Here is a 19584-nt window from a genome sequence, read left to right on the forward strand (position 1 = left end):
GCAACGCTTCTATCCTTTGACGTAACCCATCGCCTCGACGATCAGCTCGTCCGCGACACGCATCAGGTTGACGCCGCGGATGGAGTTGCCGTCGGCCATGAAGTAGCGCCAGCGGATCGTCGCCCGTTCACCGGCGACGAAGGTTTCCTCGAGGTCGAAGCGCGTGCCGGGCTGGGTGGCGATCGCCGACCATAGGTCAATGCATGCCTCTTTGCCGGCATGGCGGGCGCCGTCCGGCGCCGGCACGGTGTTTTCGATAACGCAATCCTGCGCCACCAACTCGGCAAGCGCGGACGGATCGTGCAACTGGAACACATCGTTGAAGCGACGCATGATCTCGGCCGTCTGGCTAGAGTGGTCGCCCGGATGAATGCTCGTGATGCTGTCCTGGCCCATCTCATACCTCCTGGTTTTCATTGTTCCGTGGCAGTGGTGGCGGCCAGCTCGGCCTTGAGGGTGATGGTTGTAACGCCGGCCAAAGCGCGAGAGACAAAGCAGGTCGTCTTCGCCGTCTCCGCCATACGCTGGAATTCGGCAGGCTGAAGGCCGGGAATCTCTGCTCCGTTTCGAGCTCGATGCGGGTGATCGTCGGCCCGGCGGCGGTCGCGCCGAGATGCACCTTGGCGACGGTGCGGATGGTGCGGGCGACGTGGCCTTCCTGGCCGAGGATGAAGGTCAGCGCCATCGAGAAGCAGCCGGCATGTGCTGCCCCGATCAGCTCTTCGGGATTGGTGCCCGGACCGTCCTCGAACCGCGACGGAAAGGAATAGGCGCCTTCGAAGACGCCGCTGCCAAGCCGCAGACGGCCGCCGCCTTCCTTCAGCGTGCCTTGCCATTCTGCGGAAGCTTCACGGATGGTCATGGTCGTTCTCCTGATTCGGGGTTGAAAAGCGGGCAATTGGGTCAGGCGCAGTCGATGACAACCTTCCCGAACACGTCGCCCTGCTGGAAGTGGCGGTACGCTTCGGGGGCTTCGGCAAAGGGGAAGACCCTGTCGATAACGGGCTTGAGGCGATGCTGCGACACGGCGCGCAGCATGGCCTCAAGATTGCTGCGGCTGCCGACGAACAGGCGGCTGATGGTGGCGAGGCTGCGCTGATAAAGCGCTGCCGGCATCTCGATCGATCTGCCACTGGCGTCCTGCAGCGTCAGCAGCACGATGTGTCCATAAAGCGTGCTGGCAATCAGCGACTGCGCGAAGGTGGCCGGGCCGCCGGTTTCGACGACGAGGTCGACTCCGCCTGTCTGCTCGCGCGCCCAGCCGCCCCATTCCGGTATGTCGGTGCTGGAGACAACGAGGTCGGCGCCCAGCGCCCGCAGCCTGTCGGCCTTCTCCGCGCGCGATGTGATGGCGACAACCCGGCAGCCGAGCAACTTGGCGAACTGCAGAGCAAACAGCGAAACGCCACCCGAACCGATGGTGAGAACCCATTGACCGGGCTTCGGAATCCGGGTCCGGGTCACCGCGTTCCAGGCCGTCACGCCGGCGCAGGTCAGCGTCGCCGCTTCGTGCCAGCTCAGATGATCGGGCAGTCGCGCCGCCCATTGTTCGTCGAGCACGGCAAACTCAGTCAGCATGCCGTCCAGCGTACAGCCGAGCTGGTCGATCAGACCGGCATTGATGCGGCCATCGATCCAGCGGGCGAAGTAGCTGCCGGTGACGCGGTCGCCGACGGCAAAACGGGTAACGGCATCGCCGATTGCGACGACGTCACCGGCGCCGTCGCTCAGCGGCACGATGCCTTGCCGCGGCGGCAACGGATAGGTGCCGCCAAGGATCATCGTGTCGCGCCGATTGAGCGAGGCGGCGCGGACTCGCACCACGATCTCATGCGGTTTCGGTTCCGTCCGCGCCTCCTCGCGCATCGCCAGGGATTCGGTTCCACCAAACCCTTCAAGACGGTAGCTGCGCATGTCACTCTCCTTAATAATATATAGACCGATCTACATATTATATAGACCGATTGTCATATTTTTGGCAAGGCCTATAATGTGTCACTGCTGACAGAGGTTGACATGGCCAACGACACCCGCACCCGCATACTCGAGACCACAGGCCTGTTGCTCAGGCAGCGCGGCTATCACGGCACCTCGCTCAACGACATTCTGGGCGCCAGCGGGGCGCCGCGCGGCTCGCTCTATTTTCATTTCCCGGGCGGCAAGGACCAACTGGTCATCGAGGTGACGCGCAACAGCGTTGCCGACGTCACGAAAAGGCTGGGCGAAGCACTGGCAGCCGAAAGCGATCCTGCAGTGGCCGTCCATCACATCTACCAGTCGGTCGGGCGCATGCTGGAGGACAATGATTTTTCGCTGGGTTGCCCCATCGCGCCGGTGGTGCTGGATTCACCCACCGATGTGCCGGAACTGGCGGAACTCTGCCGATCGGCTTTCGAGCAATGGATCGGCTTGCTGCGACAGGCCTTCGTCAGGGCAGGGGTGCCCGAACGCCGCGCGCACGCTTTGGCGCTGCTGATCGAATCGTCGCTGGAAGGGCTTATGGTGATTGCGCGGGCCACCCGCGACCGTGCACCGGTGCTGGTGGTGGCCGACGAGGTGGCGGCACTTGTCGAGCAGGCGGTGCTTGCAGGCAAGGTTGCGCGGCAGGCGGACAGCGCCGCCTAACCATCCGCTTTCCAAAACAAAAAAGGGCGCCTCTCGGCGCCCTTTCCGTATGCATAAGCCAGATAGCTTGGATTAGAAATCCATGCCGCCACTCAAGCCCGCTTGCGGGCTTGAGCAACTTTAGCTCATGGGCGGCTTTATGGATTCTTAGAAATCCATGCCGCCACTCAAGCCCGCTTGCGGGCTTGAGCAACTTTAGCTCATGGGCGGCTTTATGGATTCTTAGAAATCCATGCCGCCCATGCCGCCCATGCCGCCGCCGCCCATGCCGCCAGGCATGCCGCCGCCAGCCGACTCCTTCTTGGGAGCCTCCGCGATCATGGCTTCGGTGGTGACGAGCAGGCCGGCGACCGAAGCCGCGTCCTGGAGAGCGGTGCGAACGACCTTGACCGGGTCGACGATGCCCATGGCGATCATGTCGCCATACTCGCCGGTCTGGGCGTTGTAGCCGTAGGTCGCGCCCTTGTTGTCGAGGATCTTGCCGGCAACGATCGAAGCTTCAGCACCTGCGTTCGAAGCGATCTGACGGGCCGGAGCCTGCAGTGCACGACGAACGATGTTGATGCCGGCAGCCTGGTCGGCATTGACGCCGGTGACCTTGATGTTGGCCGAAGCGCGCAGCAGTGCGACGCCGCCGCCTGCAACGATGCCTTCTTCCACGGCCGCGCGGGTCGCGTTGAGGGCGTCATCGACGCGGTCCTTCTTTTCCTTGACTTCCACTTCCGTCGCGCCGCCGACACGGATCACCGCAACGCCGCCCGCCAGCTTGGCGAGACGTTCCTGCAGCTTCTCCTTGTCGTAGTCCGACGTGGTCTCTTCGATCTGCTGCTTGATCTGGGCAACGCGGCCCTGGATCTCGGCCTTCTTGCCGGCGCCGTCGACGATGGTGGTGTTCTCCTTGGAGATCGACACCTTCTTGGCGCGGCCGAGCATGTTGAGGCCGACGTTCTCGAGCTTGATGCCGAGGTCTTCCGAGATGACCTGGCCACCGGTGAGGATGGCGATGTCTTCCAGCATGGCCTTGCGGCGATCACCGAAGCCCGGCGCCTTGACGGCGGCGATCTTCAGGCCGCCACGCAGCTTGTTGACGACCAGCGTGGCCAGAGCCTCGCCTTCGACGTCTTCCGAGATGATGAGCAGCGGCTTGGAGGTCTGCACGACGGCTTCGAGAACCGGCAGCATGGCCTGGAGGTTGGAGAGCTTCTTCTCGTGCAGGAGGATGTAGACGTCCTCGAGCTCGGCAACCATCTTGTCGGCGTTGGTGACGAAGTAGGGCGAGAGATAGCCGCGGTCGAACTGCATGCCTTCGACGACTTCCAGCTCGGTCTCGGCGGTCTTGGCTTCTTCAACCGTGATGACCCCTTCATTGCCGACCTTCTGCATCGCTTCGGCGATCATGGCGCCGACCGACTCGTCGCCATTGGCCGAGATCGTGCCGACCTGGGCAACTTCCTCGGAGGTCTTGATCTTCTTGGCAGCCTTGCCGAGAGCCGCGACGACTTCGGTCACGGCCAGGTCGATGCCGCGCTTCAGATCCATCGGGTTCATGCCGGCGGCAACGGCCTTGTGGCCTTCCTGGACGATCGACTGCGCCAGAACGGTCGCGGTCGTGGTGCCGTCGCCGGCGATGTCGTTGGTCTTCGAAGCAACTTCGCGGACCATCTGCGCGCCCATGTTTTCGAACTTGTCTTCAAGCTCGATTTCCTTGGCGACGGTGACGCCGTCCTTGGTGATGCGCGGTGCTCCGAACGACTTGTCGATGACGACGTTGCGGCCCTTGGGGCCGAGCGTGACCTTCACTGCGTCGGCGAGGATGTTGACGCCGCGCAGCATGCGCTCGCGGGCGTCGCGGGAGAATTTTACGTCTTTAGCAGCCATTTTTTAGCTCCTGGCAGGGGGCTTGCGATCAAGCCCGAAATTAGTTGACGGTGAGGCCGATGATCAGCCGATGATGCCCATAATGTCGGATTCCTTCATGATCAGAAGGTCTTCGCCATTGAGCTTGACTTCGGTGCCCGACCACTTGCCGAACAGGATGCGGTCGCCGGCCTTGACGTCCAGCGGGACCAGCTTGCCGGCTTCGTCGCGAGCGCCGGAGCCGACAGCGATGATCTCGCCTTCCTGCGGCTTTTCCTTTGCCGTATCCGGGATGATGATCCCGCCGGCGGTCTTGGATTCGGATTCGACCCGGCGTACGACCACGCGGTCATGAAGCGGGCGGAACTTCGACTTTGCCATTTTTTCTTCCTCGAATGAGAACGGTGAGAGCTGTTCCTCGATCCGGCGGTGCCGGATGTGCGTTAGCACTCTCCTGGGGAGAGTGCTAACGTCGCGCTGAAATAAGCGCGTGGCTTTCGAGAGTCAAGGCGCGCGGGAAGGGGCAATAGCGCGAAATTTATCCAAAGTTGCCTCACGATTCCGGAAAACCCGGCTCGCTGCCTGAACGCAGGCCCGAATGCCGTCCTGTCGATGGGAACTCAATGTCCGAGGCGCAGGCCGATCTCGCGCGTTTCAAAATCCAGCAACAGGCTATTCTTCTCGAAGTAGCGGATGCCGACGATGTTATGCTCAAGCCCGGGAACGATCTCCACCTCGGGATTGTAGGTGGTCTTGAAATTCCAATCGTCCTGTCCGTCGGCTTTTACCAGGACTTTCGTGCCTCGGTTCAGCGACGAATACGGCGCCGAGGCGTCGGTGGGGACCATGATCGTTGAGTTGCCCGTATCGTAAAGCGTTGGCCGGCACGTCGGTTCAAATCCCCATGAGATACAGGCGTCGATCGTGGGAAAATTGTATCGCAAGCTGGCCACTTTCCAGCTTTGCACCCTGAAGTCGTTTTTTACGTCTTTCGGCACGCCAATATGGAGCCCTTCCACTTGCGGGCAGTTGCCGTCCTCGTTTGTGCAGACCTTCCATTTGGCGCCGATCGGCGAGAGGTAATAGCCTTTGTGGAGGCCGGGCCCAAAGTTCACATAGGCAAGCGGAGATTTGATGACCCGGTCTGGTCCGCCTCCGCCAACGGGAGAGATACCGAAAGTGCCTTTGGCCCAAAGCGGGCCACCAACGATTTCGCCGGTACTTCGCCTGACTACTTTGTAGCGGATGAGGAACGGGATTGCAGTGATGGTGGCGACCGGGGATTTCGGCGACCCGAAAGCCACGCGAGCATAGGCAACGTTGCCGTACTCATCGTAAGTTCCATACGTCATCACCGCCTGTTGCGTGGTCACCATGATGCCGTCGATCTGCTGATCCTTCGTGATCTTTATTCCTGTGTCCGAACAGAGTTCGGCCGACAGCACCGATTGGCACTCGATCGTCATTCCGCTCGATCCGGTATCGAGCAGCAAAGGCTGGTTTACTGTGTGATCGCCGAGCGAAAGGATTTTCACATAAAGCATGCGAATGTTCCTTGGCTCTCCGGGATACTCCAATTTGATCAAAGGCACGATCAACGAGTGTGCATCTTCGCATTGGGCCGGTGGCAATGTGGCCCCGAGTGCCGCGGCAATTGCCATCAGGCGTGCAAACCATTGAAAGCGAATCCCCAATGCATCCCTCCCGCAGAGCTGAACTACTGGAGGAAAGTCTAGTTTCCGCATGCCAAAGTAAAGCTCTGAAGCTGGCCGACTCCGCAAATTGCGGCGAACCAAGGCCAGATGGTCATGCCGCCCTAGACTTCGACAGGCTTCGCCCACCGAGTGTCAAGCGGCAACAGCGTGCCGAAGAAATCTACCGGCGCCGCGGCGATTCAAGCACCAGAAGCGGGCATCGTTCCGCCAGCCCATAACCCCCTGTCGGCGCGAGGCGGACACTGTCAAAAAACCGGCTCGCCTCTTCGACCAGCGTCGCCGCCGGGGCGAAACTGTAGACAGTCTGCGAATTCGCATAGACATCGATGGTGCCGATGACCGGCATCTCCCATCCGGTCGTCGCGGCAAGGGCCTCCCGGTCGGCAAACAGCGCATCGAAGGCGTCGAGGATCGCCCGCACCGGAATGGCGCGGTCGGGATCGCCGCCGGCACAAGCCATGGCAATGCGCCATTTGAGTTCGTGGAAGGTCGCGACACCACCGGACAGCGTCAGCGCCCGGACCTCCTGCAGATCGTCCGGCACCTGAGGGCTTGCATAGGCGCGCAATGCAGCCCGCCCACCGGACTTCAGCACACGCGCGATCTCGGCAAGCAGCGCCTGCCGTGCAACCGAGGAGTCCAGCGCCGACAGGCAGCCGTCGCCGATCACCGCCCCGGCGCTTTCGTCGCCCAGCGGCAACTCCAGCCAGTTGCCGATCACCGCCTTGCGTGAGGCGGTATCGCCCGGCCAGATGCCCGATATCATGGCAGTGGACTCGTCGATCGCGAGCATGGTCCTTCCGAGGCCGGCAAGCTCCGGCGTGACCCCGAGCAGCACCACATCGACTGATTGCAGGCTAAGTTCGCGCTCATAGGCGGCGACAGCTTCCGGGGGCGGACACAGCGGCGACCCGAGAAGCCGCCAATGACGGCGAATTGCGTCCCAATGCTCAGTCATGCGGAACGGTTTGGGGAAAGGCTGGACATATTTCCTTCCAGGCTGTTGGTTGCCTTTTGCGAGTTACCTCATGCAGGAAAGGCCATGGCCCGCATTGCCGTCATAACGCATGAATTTGACCGCTTCCAGAGCCGGCGGGGCCTCCTGCTGCGCCAGGACAGCCCCTACATGCTGTTCGACGTCCTGGCGGAACTGAAACGGCGCGGTCACTCCGTGCAGATCATGCGTGGACCCTCGGCAAGTCATAACGCCGATATTGCCGTCCTGCATGTCGACGCGACAGTGACGCCATCGGACTATGTCGACTACGCGCGCGGATTTCCGATTTGTCTCAATCTTGGTGCAACCGACATTTCCAAGCGCCGCATCAGCGGTGCGATCCTCGATGAGGGTGCCAACTGGAGCGGCCAGGTCATCGTCAAGAGCAACCTCAATCATTGGGGGACGCCCGAGGAGCAGCTCAACCGAAAATCCGTTCGCGCCGGCAAGGCAGTGCCTTTCCCGGGCGCGCAGACCTTCGACCGTTATCAGGTGCATGCCTCGCTGGCCGATGTGGCGCCGGAGATTTTCAGGCGTGCCGACCTGATCGTGGAAAAATTCATTCCCGAAATCGAGCCCGACGGGTTTGCGGCGCGGTTCTGGATATTCTGCGGCGATCGGGAGCGCTGCACCCGCTATGTCTCGCCGCAGCGCCTGGTCAAGGGCGACGACACCGTCCGCCGGCAGCCGGTTGCGGTTCCCGACGAACTGCGCGCCTTGCGTCGGAAGCTGGGCTTCGACTATGGCAAATTCGACTTTGTCGTGCATGAGGGCAGGGCCGTGCTGCTCGATGCCAACAAGACCCCAGGTCGCGCCAGGAACCTGTCGAAGATTGTTGCCGCCGGCACCGCCAACCTGGCCGACGGCTTCGAAAACCTCATACACCAGACCGGACGGGGTCGAATCGGACGCTAGAGAAACAGTCCCAACTGCGTATGGATGATCGACCGGTAGTCCTCGATGGTGTGGCGGCTTTCCTCCTGGTCCTGGGTCAGCGCCATGCGCACGACGCCGCCGGCCAGTTGGAAGATCAGGAAAACCATACGGCCGAACTCATTGCGTCGCTCTTGCGCGAGAAAGGGGCCGACATGGTCGCAGAACATCGTCGCCTGGCGCCGGGTTTCGGCGATGTCGAGATTCTTCAGCGCCTTGTCAGCCTGGATGGCGTTTTGCAGGTCCTGAATGGCGGGGTCGCCGGCGACGCGCTCATAGTAGTCGTCGAGCAGCCGGTCGGCCGCCGCGATGACGTCGCCCAGCCCGCCAATGTCGGCAACGATCGCGGCAAGCCGGGCGCGGCTCACTTCGGAGAACCGCTCGTAGAGCATCGCCAGGATCGCCGACTTGTTGGGGAAGTAATGATAGACGGTGGCGATCGGCCCGCCGGCCTGTGCGCCGACTTCCTTCATGGTGACGGCGTCGATGCCTTTCTCGCCGATCAGCCGCATGGTCGTCGACAGGATGGCGTCGATGCGCTCGCGGCTGCGCTCCTGTTTGGGCCTGCGCCTCGGTTCGGTCGTCATCTGCACTGCTTCGTTCATGCCGCCATCCTCTCGATCGCCCAGACCATTCGATCGCCAAGACCATCCCCAGCCTTGTTGGTGCCAAGTCCCGCTACTGATTGACAAACGAATATGATCGAGTATCAGTTTCTAAATGCTGACAGACTGTCAGTTTTTTTGCCGTCAGGCAAGGACGTTGGGAGGCGACCGTGACTTCTGCTGGTAACGCGGATGCCGGGAACGGCGACTGGCTGGTCGGCAACCCCACTGGGGCGCAACTCGCCTCGGCATTGTGGATCGGCTCGGTCGGCCTGCTCATTCTCGGGCTGCAGCCGGTGCTTCTCGGCGCGCTCTACACCGAAGGGCATGTCAGCGGTGACGAACTCGCGCTGGTCGCCACGGCGGAGATGATCGCCATCGGCATCGGATCGGCGGCCATCGCCATGATGCTGTCCGCCCACAATATGCGCTTGAAAAGTGCCGTCCTTCTGCTCTTGCTGGCGCTGGCGAACGGGGCGACCGCCTATGCGCTGACCTCGACCTCGCTGATTGCCGCCCGCGCGGTGGCGGGCCTCGCCGAGGGTGGGCTGGTGGCGGTCGCCACGGAACTGATCGCCCGTTCGCGCCGGGCCGAGCGCATCGGCGGCTTCTTCGTCACCCTTCAGACCCTGGCGCAATGCGCCCTTGCCCTGCTGCTGGCGCTTTACGTCATCCCGGCCGCCGGATCGGCAGGCGGCTTCATCGTCCTTGCCGTCGTCTGCATCGCTTCGGTGGCGGTCGCCTTCATCGTTCCCGATAGCTATGCCGACCTGCCCAAGGAGGAACAGTTCAGCAATGTGCTGAGCGTTCCTTCGCTTGCCGCTTTGCTGTGCGTCTTCTGCTACTTTATGTTCTTCGGCTCGGTCTGGGCGTTTCTCGAGCCGCTTGGCGCACAATACGGCATCGATGGCCGCAGCGTCGGCCTGATCGTCTCGGCCAGCCTGGCATTGCAGGTGCTGGGCGCAATGACGGCTACCGTCTTCGAGGCGCGTATCGACTACCGCTTCGCCATCGTGGCGATCGGCGTGGTCGCCGTCGCCAGTTCCGTGGTGCTCGCCGGCAGCCCCGGCCTGACGGTTTTCTGGGTCGCGGCCTTGATCATGGGCTTCATCCTTCTGTTCATCGTGCCCTATCAGATCCGGCTGGCGATCACCGCCGACGAGACGCGCACGGCCGTGCTTCTGGTGCCGGCGGCCCAGCTTTTCGGTCTGGCGATCGGCCCGGTCGCGGCATCGCTGCTGATCGACGGCAAGGATTTTCGGCCGGTGCCGGAATTTGCCGCCGCCAGTGCTGCGGCCAGCGTCGTGCTGCTCGGCCTGTTCGTCCTGATCGCACGGCGCCGCCGCGCCATCGCCTGAGACACGACCGGGGGAGCATCTCCTCGATACTTGACTAAGTCAAATAAATGACCGATCGTTGATGGGCAGGAGGCTTCCCATGACGATCCATCATCAACCCGGCAAGGAACGCATCGACGCGGTGCGGGCTTTCAACCGCTTCTACACCCGCCAGATAGGTCTGCTCGACGAAGGCCTGCTGAAAAGCGCCTTCTCGCTGACCGAGGCGCGGGTGCTCTACGAACTGGCGCATCGCGATGGCCTGACCGCCAGCGATCTCATCCGCGATCTCGGCCTCGACGCCGGTTATGTCAGCCGGCTCCTGAAGAAGTTCGAGCACCTGCAGCTGATTGCACGCGCGCCGCTGGCGTCGGATGCGCGGCAGTCGTCGATCACGCTGACGCCGGTGGGGCGGCAGGCCTTCGCGCCGCTGAACCGGGCTTCGCACGACCAGGTCGCGGCCTTGCTGGAGCGGCTTCCTGCTGCCGAACAGGACCGGCTGGTCAAGGCCATGCAGACGGTGCAGCAACTCCTGGGCGACAGCCCGGAGTCCAAAGTGCCGTATATGCTGCGCCCCTTGCAGGTCGGCGACATCGGCTGGGTGGTGCGCCGCCAAGGACAGATCTACGCACAGGACTATGGCTGGGACGAAACCTACGAGGCGCTGGTCGCCGAAATCCTCGGCGCCTTCGTAAAATCCTTCGATCCAGAATGGGAACGCAGCTGGATTGCCGAGCGGCAAGAGGAGGTAGTCGGCTCGGTCTTCGTCGTGCGCAAGTCCGACGAGGTGGCAAAATTGCGCCTGCTCTATGTCGAGCCTTCGGCGCGCGGCCTCGGCATCGGCAAACGGCTGGTCGAGGAGTGCATCGGCTTCGCCCGCGCCAGGGGCTACAAGACGCTGACCCTGTGGACCAACGACATTTTGACCGCCGCCCGGCACATCTATGAGAGTGCGGGCTTCAGGCTGGTGGACGAAGAGCGCCATCACGCCTTCGGCAAGGATCTGGTCGGCCAGAACTGGAACCTGGAGCTGTAGCGCCTTTTCACCGGAAGAAGGCAAGATCGCGCGCAAACGCTCTCACACTCTAACCGGAATCCATATCTCCAGCCCGCCATTGCCACTGCGCGGATCGAACTCCGGGCCGTAGCGTTCGAATTCGGGGCCGTCGGCTATATCGTGCCCCGAGGCCGGCAGCCATTTGTTCCAGATCGTGTTGACGGTGCGGCGGATCGTGGAGATGTGCTCGGCATGGGTGAACACGGCGTATTTCTGCGCCGGCACCCGCACCCGCGAAAGCACCTTCGGCAGGTCCGAGAAATCCGAAACTTCGACGCCGGCGATATAGTCGAAATTGCCGGCATCGTCGCCGTTGACGCAGACGCCATAGGCGACGTCGCCGGTCTCGCCCGGAATGTTGCCGATATAGGGACCGAAGCGCTGCCACTGCATCGGAATAGCCGCGCTGGTTTCGCAGCTGTAGCGCTCGCCGAGGCCGGCAATGAGGAAGGGACGGCCGGTCTCGAAGCGCGGCGGCGGCAGTGAGGCGAGGAAGGACTGGTCCATCAGGATCGGCTCCACCAGGTCGAGATTGCTGAGGCTGCCCTGCGCGCGCACCAGTTCCGGCGTCGTGCCGAACTGATCGCGGAAGGCGCGGGTGAAGGCTTCGTGCGAGGCGTAGCCGGCATCGAGCGCGACCGCGAGGATGTCAGGCGCGCCGGAAGCCAGCTTGCGCGCCGCTTCGGTCAGCCGGCGCGCGCGCATATAGCCCATCACCGAACGGCCGGTGGCGGCGCCAAAGGCGCGCGTCACATGAAAGCGCGAGACGCCGCTGCTTTGCGCGACATCCTCAAGCGAGATCGCTTCCGGCAAATGGCTCTCGACAAACCACAGCGCTTTCTCGGTCGGGTTCATGAGTCTCCTCGCATTTGGCCACACCATGCTGCCGGCTTTTTGCGAGGCCAGTTTGATCGAAATTGCGCCTGTCGTAAAATCGAAGGGCGCTGGTCGACTGTGGCAGGTCACCATCGTGGAAAGCCGCTGCTGGGCGGCCTCGGCCTGGCTCGCTGGGACAATATCTGGGCGCGCTGGGTGCGGGCACCATCCTTGCCTATGCCCTGTGGAACCACCGCCGGCTCGATGCCTTCCCCGCCGGCGAAAATGCCGCCGAAAGCCTAGGTGTGCCGGTGGCGGGGACGCGCATGACGACCTTTCTCCTCGCGGCGTTCTCGACGGCAATTCACGTCACGGTCGGGAGGTCATCCGCAACCGTCATTGACAGCGCCGTGACCGCATCTGCATGGCTGCCATCCCTTTTTTTTGGCTCTGGCGCAATGCGGCGCCTTGAATGGTAAGCACGCTTATAATATATACCGCTCATGGTTTCCGACGGCATAGATAGATTGGGCTTTTTGATCCACGACGTGCAGCGCCTCATGCGCAAGCGCTTCGAGGCGCGCGCCAGCGGTCTTGGCCTTTCCTCGGCACAATGGCGGCTTCTGGTTCGCGTCGCCAAGGAGGCCGGTGTCGCCCAGGCTCGCCTCGCCGAACTTCTCGAAATCGAGCCGATCAGCGTTTCGCGCCTCGTCGACCGGATGGAGGAGGGCGGCTGGATCGAACGGCGCTCCGACGCAACTGACCGGCGCGTGCGCATGATCTTCCCGACCGCCAAGGCGAACGCGGCCTATGCCGAGGTCAAAAGCCTTGCCGGCGAAGTTTATGAGGAATCGCTGGTCGGCGTTTCGCCGGACGACCGCCGCGTCCTGATCCGGGCGCTGGACACCATCGTGCAAAACCTGGCGGACGGCGAGACGTCGTCCTTGAAGAGTACGGAAGGGGCAGCAGCATGAACGCGGCAGCCAAGCTAGACGAGAATGTAACCAAGATCGAGACGCCGGCACAGCCGGCTGCCGAAGCGCCCGCGCAGCCGGCCGCGGCACCTGTCGCTGTGGCTCCCCCGGTGCAGCCCGCTCCGGCTCCGGTCAAGAAGCGCCGCCTCGGCCGCCTGCTGCTGATGGTCGCCCTGCCGGCGGCACTGGCCATTGGCGGGGGCTACGTCTGGGTGACCGGCGGCCGCTATCAGGAGACCGAAAACGCCAATTTGCAGCAGGCCAAGGTGTCGATCGCCTCGGACACGGCCGGCCGCATCGTTCAGGTCGGCATCTCGGACAATCAGCAGGTCAAGCAGGGCGATGTGCTGTTTGCCGTCGACCCCGAGCCCTACCGGATCGCGTTGGCGCAGGCCGACGCGGCGGTCGCAGTCGCACGCGTCGGTATCGAACAGCTGCGCGCCGCCTACAGCCAGGCGCTGGCGCAGGAAAAGTCCGATGCCAGCCAGGTCGACTACGCGCAGTCGCAGTATGACCGCGCCGCCGACCTTGCCCAGAAGGGCATCAACGCCAAATCGTCGCTGGACGAGGCCAAGAACGATCTCGACAAGGCCAGGCAGCAACTGGCCGTTGCCGAGCAAGGCATCATCAGCGCCAAGGCGGCTCTCGCCGGCAATCCCGATATCGAGACCGACAAGCATCCGACGGTGATGGCCGCACTCGCCGCGCGCGACAAGGCCGCCTACGATCTGGCGCAGACCACGGTCAAGGCGCCGGCCGACGGCGTCATCAGCCAGGCCTCCTCGTTCAAGGTCGGCCAGTATGTCGGTTCCGGCACGCCGCTGTTTGCGTTGGTCGAGACCGGCGACACCTGGATCGATGCCAATTTCAAGGAAACCCAGCTTACCCACATGAAGCCTGGCCAGAAGGCCGAGATCGTCGTCGACACCTATCCGGGCAGAACTTTCGAGGCCACCGTCAAGGCGATCGGCGCCGGCACCGGCGCGGAGTTTTCGCTGCTGCCAGCTCAAAACGCCACCGGCAACTGGGTCAAGGTCACGCAGCGCATTCCGGTGCGCCTGGAGCTGACCGATGCCGACGCCAAAATGGCGCTGCGCACCGGTATGAGCGCCTCGGTTACGGTGGATACCGGCGTTGCCCGCGGGTTCCCCGCTATCTTCGGCCACGCCACCGCAGGCGAAGCACAATAGACTGTGAATGGACCGTGATCTCGAAAAGCAGGATCACGGCCCGGCAGAACGCCCGCCGCAGGCGAGGTGAAGTTGAGATGACAGGATCGGTCCGACGGCAGGTTGAACGAGGGGTGGATTGGACCGGGCCGCATGGCGGCCTGCCCAGAACCTGGACCACTTCGGCGCCGTCTTCGGACCTTGGCTTTCCGGGCGGCAAGCGCCTGATGTGTCGAGACCTTCGATCGATGTAACCCCCACATCGATAGATCGCGTCCCACCGCGATGAGGGTCTCTTCACCAGAGAAGGCCTCGCCGCCCGGAAACCTAATGTACACGTTTTTGTTACCTGTCGGAAGTTCCGCATCATGACCACACCAGAACCTTTCAAGGAAGTGCCGCATCGCGGCCTGATCACCGTGGCGCTGATGCTGGCGACGGTCATGCAGGCGCTCGACACCACGATCGCCAATGTCGCGCTGCCGACCATGACCGGCGACCTCGGCGCGTCGCCCGACAACATCAACTGGGTGTTGACCTCCTACATCGTTGCCGCCGCCATCATGACGCCGGTGACCGGCTGGCTGGCCGACCGCTTCGGCCGCAAGGAACTGTTCCTGGCGGCGGTTGTCGGCTTCACCGTGTTCTCGATGCTGTGCGGCATTGCCTGGAGCCTGGAGAGCATTGTGTTCTTCCGGCTGATGCAGGGCGTGTTCGGCGCAGCCATCGTGCCGCTGTCGCAGACCTTCCTGCTCGACATCAACCCCAGGGAACGCCACGGCCAGGCGATGGCCATCTGGGGCGCCGGCATCATGCTGGGGCCGATCCTGGGTCCGACGCTGGGCGGTTGGCTGACCGAGAATTTCAACTGGCGCTGGGTGTTCTTCATCAATTTGCCGGTCGGCATCATCGCCTTCCTCGGCATGGCAGCCTATTTGCCGGTCATTGCCCGGCGGATACGCAGCTTCGATTTCTTCGGTTTCGCCATGATTTCGCTCGGCGTCGGCGCACTGCAGCTGCTGCTCGACCGCGGCGGCGAGGTCGACTGGTTTTCCTCGGTCGAAATCTGGATCGAGCTTGCTCTTTCGATCACCGGCTTCTGGGTGTTCATCATCCACACACTGACGGCGGAACGTCCTTTCATCGACCCCAAGATCTTCCTCGACCGCAATTTCGTCACCGGTCTGGCCTTCATCTTCGTCATGGGCGTGCTGATCCTGGCCTCGATGTCGCTGCTGCCGCCGATGCTGTCGACCATCTTCGGCTATCCGACCGTGACCATCGGCGTCGTCCTGGGGCCGCGCGGTGTCGGCACGATGATTTCGATGCTTGTCGTTGGGCGGCTCATGAGCAGGATCGACGCCCGCATCCTCGTCGTCATCGGCTTTCTGCTCACCGCGCAGTCGCTCTACACCATGTCCTCCTTCACGCCGCAGATGGACAATTGGCTGATCCTCAGCTCCGGCGTCATCCAGGGCCTGGGCATGGGCATGGTGTTCGTGCCGCTGTCCACGGTGGCCTTCGCCACGCTCGACGTGCGCTTCCGCACCGACGCCACGGCCCTGTTCAGCCTGGTTCGAAATCTCGGTTCGTCGATCGGTGTGTCGGTGGTGACGGTTCTCATGGTGCGCAACACGCAGGTCAATCACACCGAACTGTCGGCTTTCATCAACCCGTTCAACCCCAATTTGTGGGCGGCCTCGCCGGCGGCAGCAGGCGGCGATCCGACGGCACTTTCGCAGGTGGACCGCATGGTAAACATCCAGGCGATGATGATCTCCTACGTCAACGACTTCAAACTGCTGATGGTGATGACGCTGGTTGCCATTCCGTTTGTCTTCCTGCTGCGCAAGCCGAAGACCGCTCCGGCCGGCGCGGCCGCTCCTGCCGCGCATATGGATTGAGGCGGGCGCCGGTAGCGCTGGCAGCAAGCTGGTTGCCCCTGATGATTTGTCGCTCGGATGATCGTCAAAACCCGCGTGTGCAAAAGAATATCGATAATGAGCCGTTGGAAGTTGATTTGAAATGACATTTGCACCTTTGGTATCTGGTTGCTGACGCCTCCAATTCCGTTACAGTTCATCTTGAATTAGCACATCCGTAACATTGTCAGTCGACTTTCGTCTGGCACGACAGAGGCCCTTTCTTGTTTCAGGTGCCAAACCGGAGGAGGTCTGTTTGGTCACGAAGTCATCCAGAAGATCCGTCGGGGCGCGCGGGCCGGTGGGCGTAGCCGCATTGGCAAGACTGGCTGACGTTTCCTACGATACGCTCGAGGGAGAACTTCGCACGACCATTGCGGGTCTCGAAGGGCAGACCCTGCGCTTCGAGACTGCGATCGAGAATATTTCGCAAGGCATCTGCTTTTTCGATGCCGATGAACGGCTGATCCTGAGCAACCGGCGCTATGCGGAAATCTACCGCATTGCGCCCGAGGAATTGCGGCCTGGCGTGACACTGAGCGAAATAGTCGAACGCCGCGTCGCCGCCGGCACGGCGGCGACGGCTGCCGACACCTATCTCGCAACGGCTCGCTCGATCAATTCGGGCAAGGCTTCGCGGCTGTGGACCGCCAAACTTGTCGATGGTCGCACAATCCAGATCCGTAACCAGCCCATGCCCGATGGCAGTTGGATCGCCACGCATGAGGACATCACTGAACTCCTCGCCAATCGGCAGATCGTCGACGAGCGCATTTCGCTGCAGGCGCTGATCGACTGGGTGCCCGATTATCTCTGGGTCAAGGATACGCAAAGCCGTTTCGTCGTGGTCAACAGCGCCCTTGCGACCGATAGCGGCCGCAACAAGACCAGCGACATGATCGGTTTGACCGATTTTGATCTCCACCCCCCGGAAGTTGCGCGGAAATTTCGCCTGGTCGAGCAGCGCCTGCTCAAGAGCGGACAACCAATGATCGACGCGGAAGAGTTTGTCGTCGATGCGTCGGGGAACGGCAAATGGCTTTCGTCGACGAAGGTGCCGTTGCGCAATCGCCAAAATGAAATCTTCGGCCTGGTTGGCATCGCCCACGACATCACCGCCCGCAAGCAGGCGGATGTCCTTCGCAGCGGGCAGGCGCAGATCCTCGAAATGATTGCCACGAGCGCGCCGCTGGAGGACGTGCTCGACCGCCTCATGCGCTTCGTCGAGGCTCAGTTGAAGGGGATATTCGGTTCCGTCCTGCTGCTCGACAAGGACGGCATTCATTTGCGTCACGGTGCGGCGCCGGGCCTGGCGAAAGCCTATACGAGCGCCATCGATGGGGCGGCCATCGGTCCCAAGGTGGGATCCTGCGGAACCGCCATCTACCGGCGGGAACCGGTCATTGTTACCGATATTCTGCAGGATCCGCTTTGGGACGATTACCGCGAACTGGCGGCACCCCATGGCTATCGTTCGTGCTGGTCAACCCCGATCCTGTCGCATCGGGGCGTCGTGTTGGGCGCCTTTGCCATGTATTCGATGACCGTGCGCGAACCCACCCATGCCGAGACCCGCCTGATCGAATTCACCACACACATTGCCGGCATCGCGATCGAGCGCAAACTGGCGGAAGAACAGATCCACTTCATGGCCAACCATGATGCGCTGACCGGCCTGCCCAATCGCGCTTTGCTGGAGGATCGGCTTTCCCAGGCGGTCCTCTACGCGCAGCGATACAATCGCTGGATGACGGTGGTGTTCATCGATCTCGACAATTTCAAACTGGTGAACGATACGTTTGGCCACAATGCCGGCGACGAACTCCTCAAGACCGTCGCCAGCCGTTTGGTTGGATGCGTGAAGGCCACCGACACCGTCGTGCGGCTTGGCGGCGACGAATTTGTCATCGTCCTGTTCGACCAAACCACCAATGTCGATGTGGTCTCGGAAACCCTGCAGACGATCAGGGATGCGATCGCGGAACCGGTTCTTGTCGGAGAGCATCGGCTGAGAACGACGGCCAGCATCGGCATCGCAAATTACCCGAAGGACGGGACCAGCCCGGATACGCTGTTGGCCAATGCCGACGCCGCCATGTATCGCGCCAAGGAATTCGGCCGCGACAATTTCCAGTTCTATGCCCCGGAGTTCAACTCAACGGCACATGAAAAATTCCTGCTTCAGGAGGAATTGCGAAACGCGCTCGCCCGGTCGGAATTCGCTCTGCATTATCAGCCACAGGTGGATCTGCGATCGGGGCAGGTTTTCGCCGTCGAAGCGCTGGTGCGCTGGAACCACCCGACGCGAGGCCTGGTTTCGCCGGCGATGTTCATCCCGACCGCCGAGGAGACCGGGCTGATCGTGCCGCTCGGCGACTGGATCCTGCACGAAGCCTGCCGGCAGAACAAAGCCTGGCAGCGCGCCGGTCTGTCGCCCGTAACCGTCTGCGTCAACGTGTCGGCGCGGCAGTTCCGGGAGAAGAACCTGATCGACCGCGTCGTCAACGCATTGAAGGAAAGCGGCCTGGAGGCGAGGTATCTCGAGCTCGAAGTGACGGAAAGCCTGATCATGCAGGATTTCGAGCTGGCGGTCGCAACGATGAACGGACTGCAAAAGCTCGGCGTGCAGATATCGATCGACGATTTCGGAACAGGCTATTCCAGTCTCAGCGCTCTCAAGACGTTTCCGGTGGCGCGGCTGAAGATCGACAAGTCCTTCATCAACGATCTCGCGACCGACGAGAACGATCAGGCGGTCACTGGCGCCGTGATTTCCCTGGGGCAGAAGTTGAACCTTCGGGTGCTGGCCGAAGGTGTCGAAACGGAAGACCAGGTCGCCTTCCTGCGCAAGAACAATTGTGACGAGGTGCAGGGCAATTATTTCAGCAAACCCCTGTCGGCTGGCGATATCGGCAAGCTGATCGCGAAAGGCTGACGGCTGGCTCGCGCCTTAACCGCTGGCTGCTATTTTCCGAGCACCAGGCTCCAGTAGCGGATGGCGCTGTCGCGTCCGTCGCGTACATAGGCGAGGCCGAAGCGGCTGAAATCCGGATCGAGCATGTTGCGGCGGTGGCCGGCCGAATGCATCCAGATGTCGAACAGTTTCTGCTGGTCGAAGCGGCCCTCCGCGATGTTCTCGGCGGCGGCGCCCCGCACGCCATTGTCCTTCATCCGCGACGCGAAATCCTTTCCCCAGCCAGTCGTGTGGCTCATGCGTTCGCGTGAGGCCATATAGCCGGCCTGCTGCCGAGCGGCCTGCTCGAGCTGGGCGTCCGGCACCAGCGCCGGCAGTCCGGCCGAAGCTCGGATGCCGGCCAGCGTCGCGGTGGCGGAGGACGAGACACCGGCGCCTTCGCCGGTCGGCACCGAGACCGTGCTGCAAGCAGCGAGGCCGGCCATGGCTGCAAGGCCGATCAGCAGTAGGCGCCTGTTTGGTTTTGGACTTGCTGCGCCAGAGCGGGTTTGCGCGAGCGGGTGATTGGTGGTGCAGATCATTGTCATGCCTGCCTGACTTAGCGGCGATCATGGCTTTTGCCGGGCAGGGCCGCGAAAATCTCAATCGCGGGCCTCCGTGCAG

Annotated in this window: 17 protein-coding genes and 2 pseudogenes; 9 read left to right on the forward strand and 10 right to left on the reverse strand. The window is 62.4% G+C overall.

What is annotated here, in order from left to right:
* Window positions 1-9 precede the first annotated feature (9 nt).
* From AC3CCE_RS30520 to AC3CCE_RS30530, 3 genes and pseudogenes are all read right to left on the reverse strand, one after another.
* On the reverse strand, window positions 10-396 hold the full coding sequence (locus AC3CCE_RS30520) for a nuclear transport factor 2 family protein (RefSeq protein ID WP_352625874.1): 387 nt from the start codon (window positions 394-396) through the stop codon (window positions 10-12).
* A gap of 17 nt (window positions 397-413) precedes the next feature.
* Window positions 414-862 (reverse strand): annotated as a pseudogene (locus AC3CCE_RS30525) (OsmC family peroxiredoxin).
* Window positions 863-903: 41 nt separating this feature from the next.
* Window positions 904-1914 (reverse strand): zinc-dependent alcohol dehydrogenase family protein, encoded by a 1011-nt coding sequence (locus AC3CCE_RS30530; RefSeq protein WP_352625875.1) that lies wholly within the window; start codon window positions 1912-1914, stop codon window positions 904-906.
* A 102-nt stretch (window positions 1915-2016) separates the two neighbouring features.
* On the opposite strand from AC3CCE_RS30530, the gene AC3CCE_RS30535 reads away from it, so the two are divergent.
* Window positions 2017-2625, forward strand: coding sequence for a TetR/AcrR family transcriptional regulator (locus AC3CCE_RS30535; protein ID WP_023684303.1), 609 nt, complete (start codon window positions 2017-2019; stop codon window positions 2623-2625).
* 222 nt (window positions 2626-2847) lie between these two features.
* Here the strand turns inward: AC3CCE_RS30535 and groL are convergent, their stop codons facing one another.
* From groL to AC3CCE_RS30555, 4 genes are all read right to left on the reverse strand, one after another.
* Window positions 2848-4503 (reverse strand): chaperonin GroEL, encoded by a 1656-nt coding sequence (gene groL / locus AC3CCE_RS30540; RefSeq protein ID WP_023709705.1) that lies wholly within the window; start codon window positions 4501-4503, stop codon window positions 2848-2850.
* 63 nt (window positions 4504-4566) lie between these two features.
* Window positions 4567-4863, reverse strand: coding sequence for a co-chaperone GroES (gene groES, locus AC3CCE_RS30545; protein ID WP_006203049.1), 297 nt, complete (start codon window positions 4861-4863; stop codon window positions 4567-4569).
* A gap of 239 nt (window positions 4864-5102) precedes the next feature.
* Window positions 5103-6026, reverse strand: coding sequence for a hypothetical protein (locus AC3CCE_RS30550; RefSeq protein WP_352625876.1), 924 nt, complete (start codon window positions 6024-6026; stop codon window positions 5103-5105).
* A 331-nt stretch (window positions 6027-6357) separates the two neighbouring features.
* The gene (locus AC3CCE_RS30555; protein WP_023734265.1) at window positions 6358-7155 is read right to left on the reverse strand and encodes a class I SAM-dependent methyltransferase; all 798 of its coding nucleotides are present in this window, start codon (window positions 7153-7155) and stop codon (window positions 6358-6360) included.
* A gap of 84 nt (window positions 7156-7239) precedes the next feature.
* On the opposite strand from AC3CCE_RS30555, the gene AC3CCE_RS30560 reads away from it, so the two are divergent.
* Window positions 7240-8109 (forward strand): hypothetical protein, encoded by an 870-nt coding sequence (locus tag AC3CCE_RS30560; protein ID WP_352625877.1) that lies wholly within the window; start codon window positions 7240-7242, stop codon window positions 8107-8109.
* Here AC3CCE_RS30560 and AC3CCE_RS30565 read toward each other — a convergent pair.
* Window positions 8106-8732, reverse strand: a complete 627-nt coding sequence (locus tag AC3CCE_RS30565; protein WP_352625878.1) for a TetR/AcrR family transcriptional regulator — start codon at window positions 8730-8732, stop codon at window positions 8106-8108. The two genes, AC3CCE_RS30560 and AC3CCE_RS30565, sit on opposite strands and share 4 nt — an antisense overlap.
* Before the next feature lie 170 nt (window positions 8733-8902).
* Between AC3CCE_RS30565 and AC3CCE_RS30570 the strand changes: the two genes are divergently transcribed.
* Both AC3CCE_RS30570 and AC3CCE_RS30575 read left to right on the forward strand, forming a co-directional pair.
* Window positions 8903-10090, forward strand: coding sequence for an MFS transporter (locus tag AC3CCE_RS30570; protein WP_352625879.1), 1188 nt, complete (start codon window positions 8903-8905; stop codon window positions 10088-10090).
* 79 nt (window positions 10091-10169) lie between these two features.
* Window positions 10170-11105 carry a bifunctional helix-turn-helix transcriptional regulator/GNAT family N-acetyltransferase gene (locus tag AC3CCE_RS30575; protein WP_023805003.1) on the forward strand — a complete coding sequence of 312 codons (936 nt, stop codon included), beginning with the start codon at window positions 10170-10172 and terminating at the stop codon, window positions 11103-11105.
* Between the two features lie 42 nt (window positions 11106-11147).
* On the opposite strand, the gene AC3CCE_RS30580 is transcribed toward AC3CCE_RS30575, so the two are convergent.
* The gene (locus AC3CCE_RS30580; protein ID WP_352625880.1) at window positions 11148-11981 is read right to left on the reverse strand and encodes an AraC family transcriptional regulator; all 834 of its coding nucleotides are present in this window, start codon (window positions 11979-11981) and stop codon (window positions 11148-11150) included.
* 129 nt (window positions 11982-12110) lie between these two features.
* Here AC3CCE_RS30580 and AC3CCE_RS30585 point away from each other — a divergent pair.
* From AC3CCE_RS30585 to AC3CCE_RS30605, 5 genes and pseudogenes are all read left to right on the forward strand, one after another.
* Window positions 12111-12319: pseudogene (locus AC3CCE_RS30585) on the forward strand (iron chelate uptake ABC transporter family permease subunit); the annotation flags it as partial.
* A 126-nt stretch (window positions 12320-12445) separates the two neighbouring features.
* A complete protein-coding gene (locus AC3CCE_RS30590; protein ID WP_023705728.1) occupies window positions 12446-12916 on the forward strand; it encodes a MarR family winged helix-turn-helix transcriptional regulator in 471 nt (156 codons plus the stop codon).
* Complete coding sequence (locus AC3CCE_RS30595; RefSeq protein WP_352625881.1) at window positions 12913-14106, forward strand: HlyD family secretion protein; 1194 nt, start codon at window positions 12913-12915, stop codon at window positions 14104-14106. Before AC3CCE_RS30590 ends, AC3CCE_RS30595 begins: the two co-directional genes overlap by 4 nt.
* 347 nt (window positions 14107-14453) lie before the next feature.
* Window positions 14454-15989 (forward strand): DHA2 family efflux MFS transporter permease subunit, encoded by a 1536-nt coding sequence (locus AC3CCE_RS30600; protein WP_023694754.1) that lies wholly within the window; start codon window positions 14454-14456, stop codon window positions 15987-15989.
* Between the two features lie 334 nt (window positions 15990-16323).
* Window positions 16324-18942, forward strand: coding sequence for an EAL domain-containing protein (locus tag AC3CCE_RS30605; RefSeq protein ID WP_488377238.1), 2619 nt, complete (start codon window positions 16324-16326; stop codon window positions 18940-18942).
* 29 nt (window positions 18943-18971) lie between these two features.
* On the opposite strand, the gene AC3CCE_RS30610 is transcribed toward AC3CCE_RS30605, so the two are convergent.
* Window positions 18972-19406, reverse strand: a complete 435-nt coding sequence (locus AC3CCE_RS30610; RefSeq protein WP_023700638.1) for a CAP domain-containing protein — start codon at window positions 19404-19406, stop codon at window positions 18972-18974.
* Window positions 19407-19584: the final 178 nt, after the last annotated feature.

This window comes from Mesorhizobium sp. P160187, assembly GCF_057766425.1.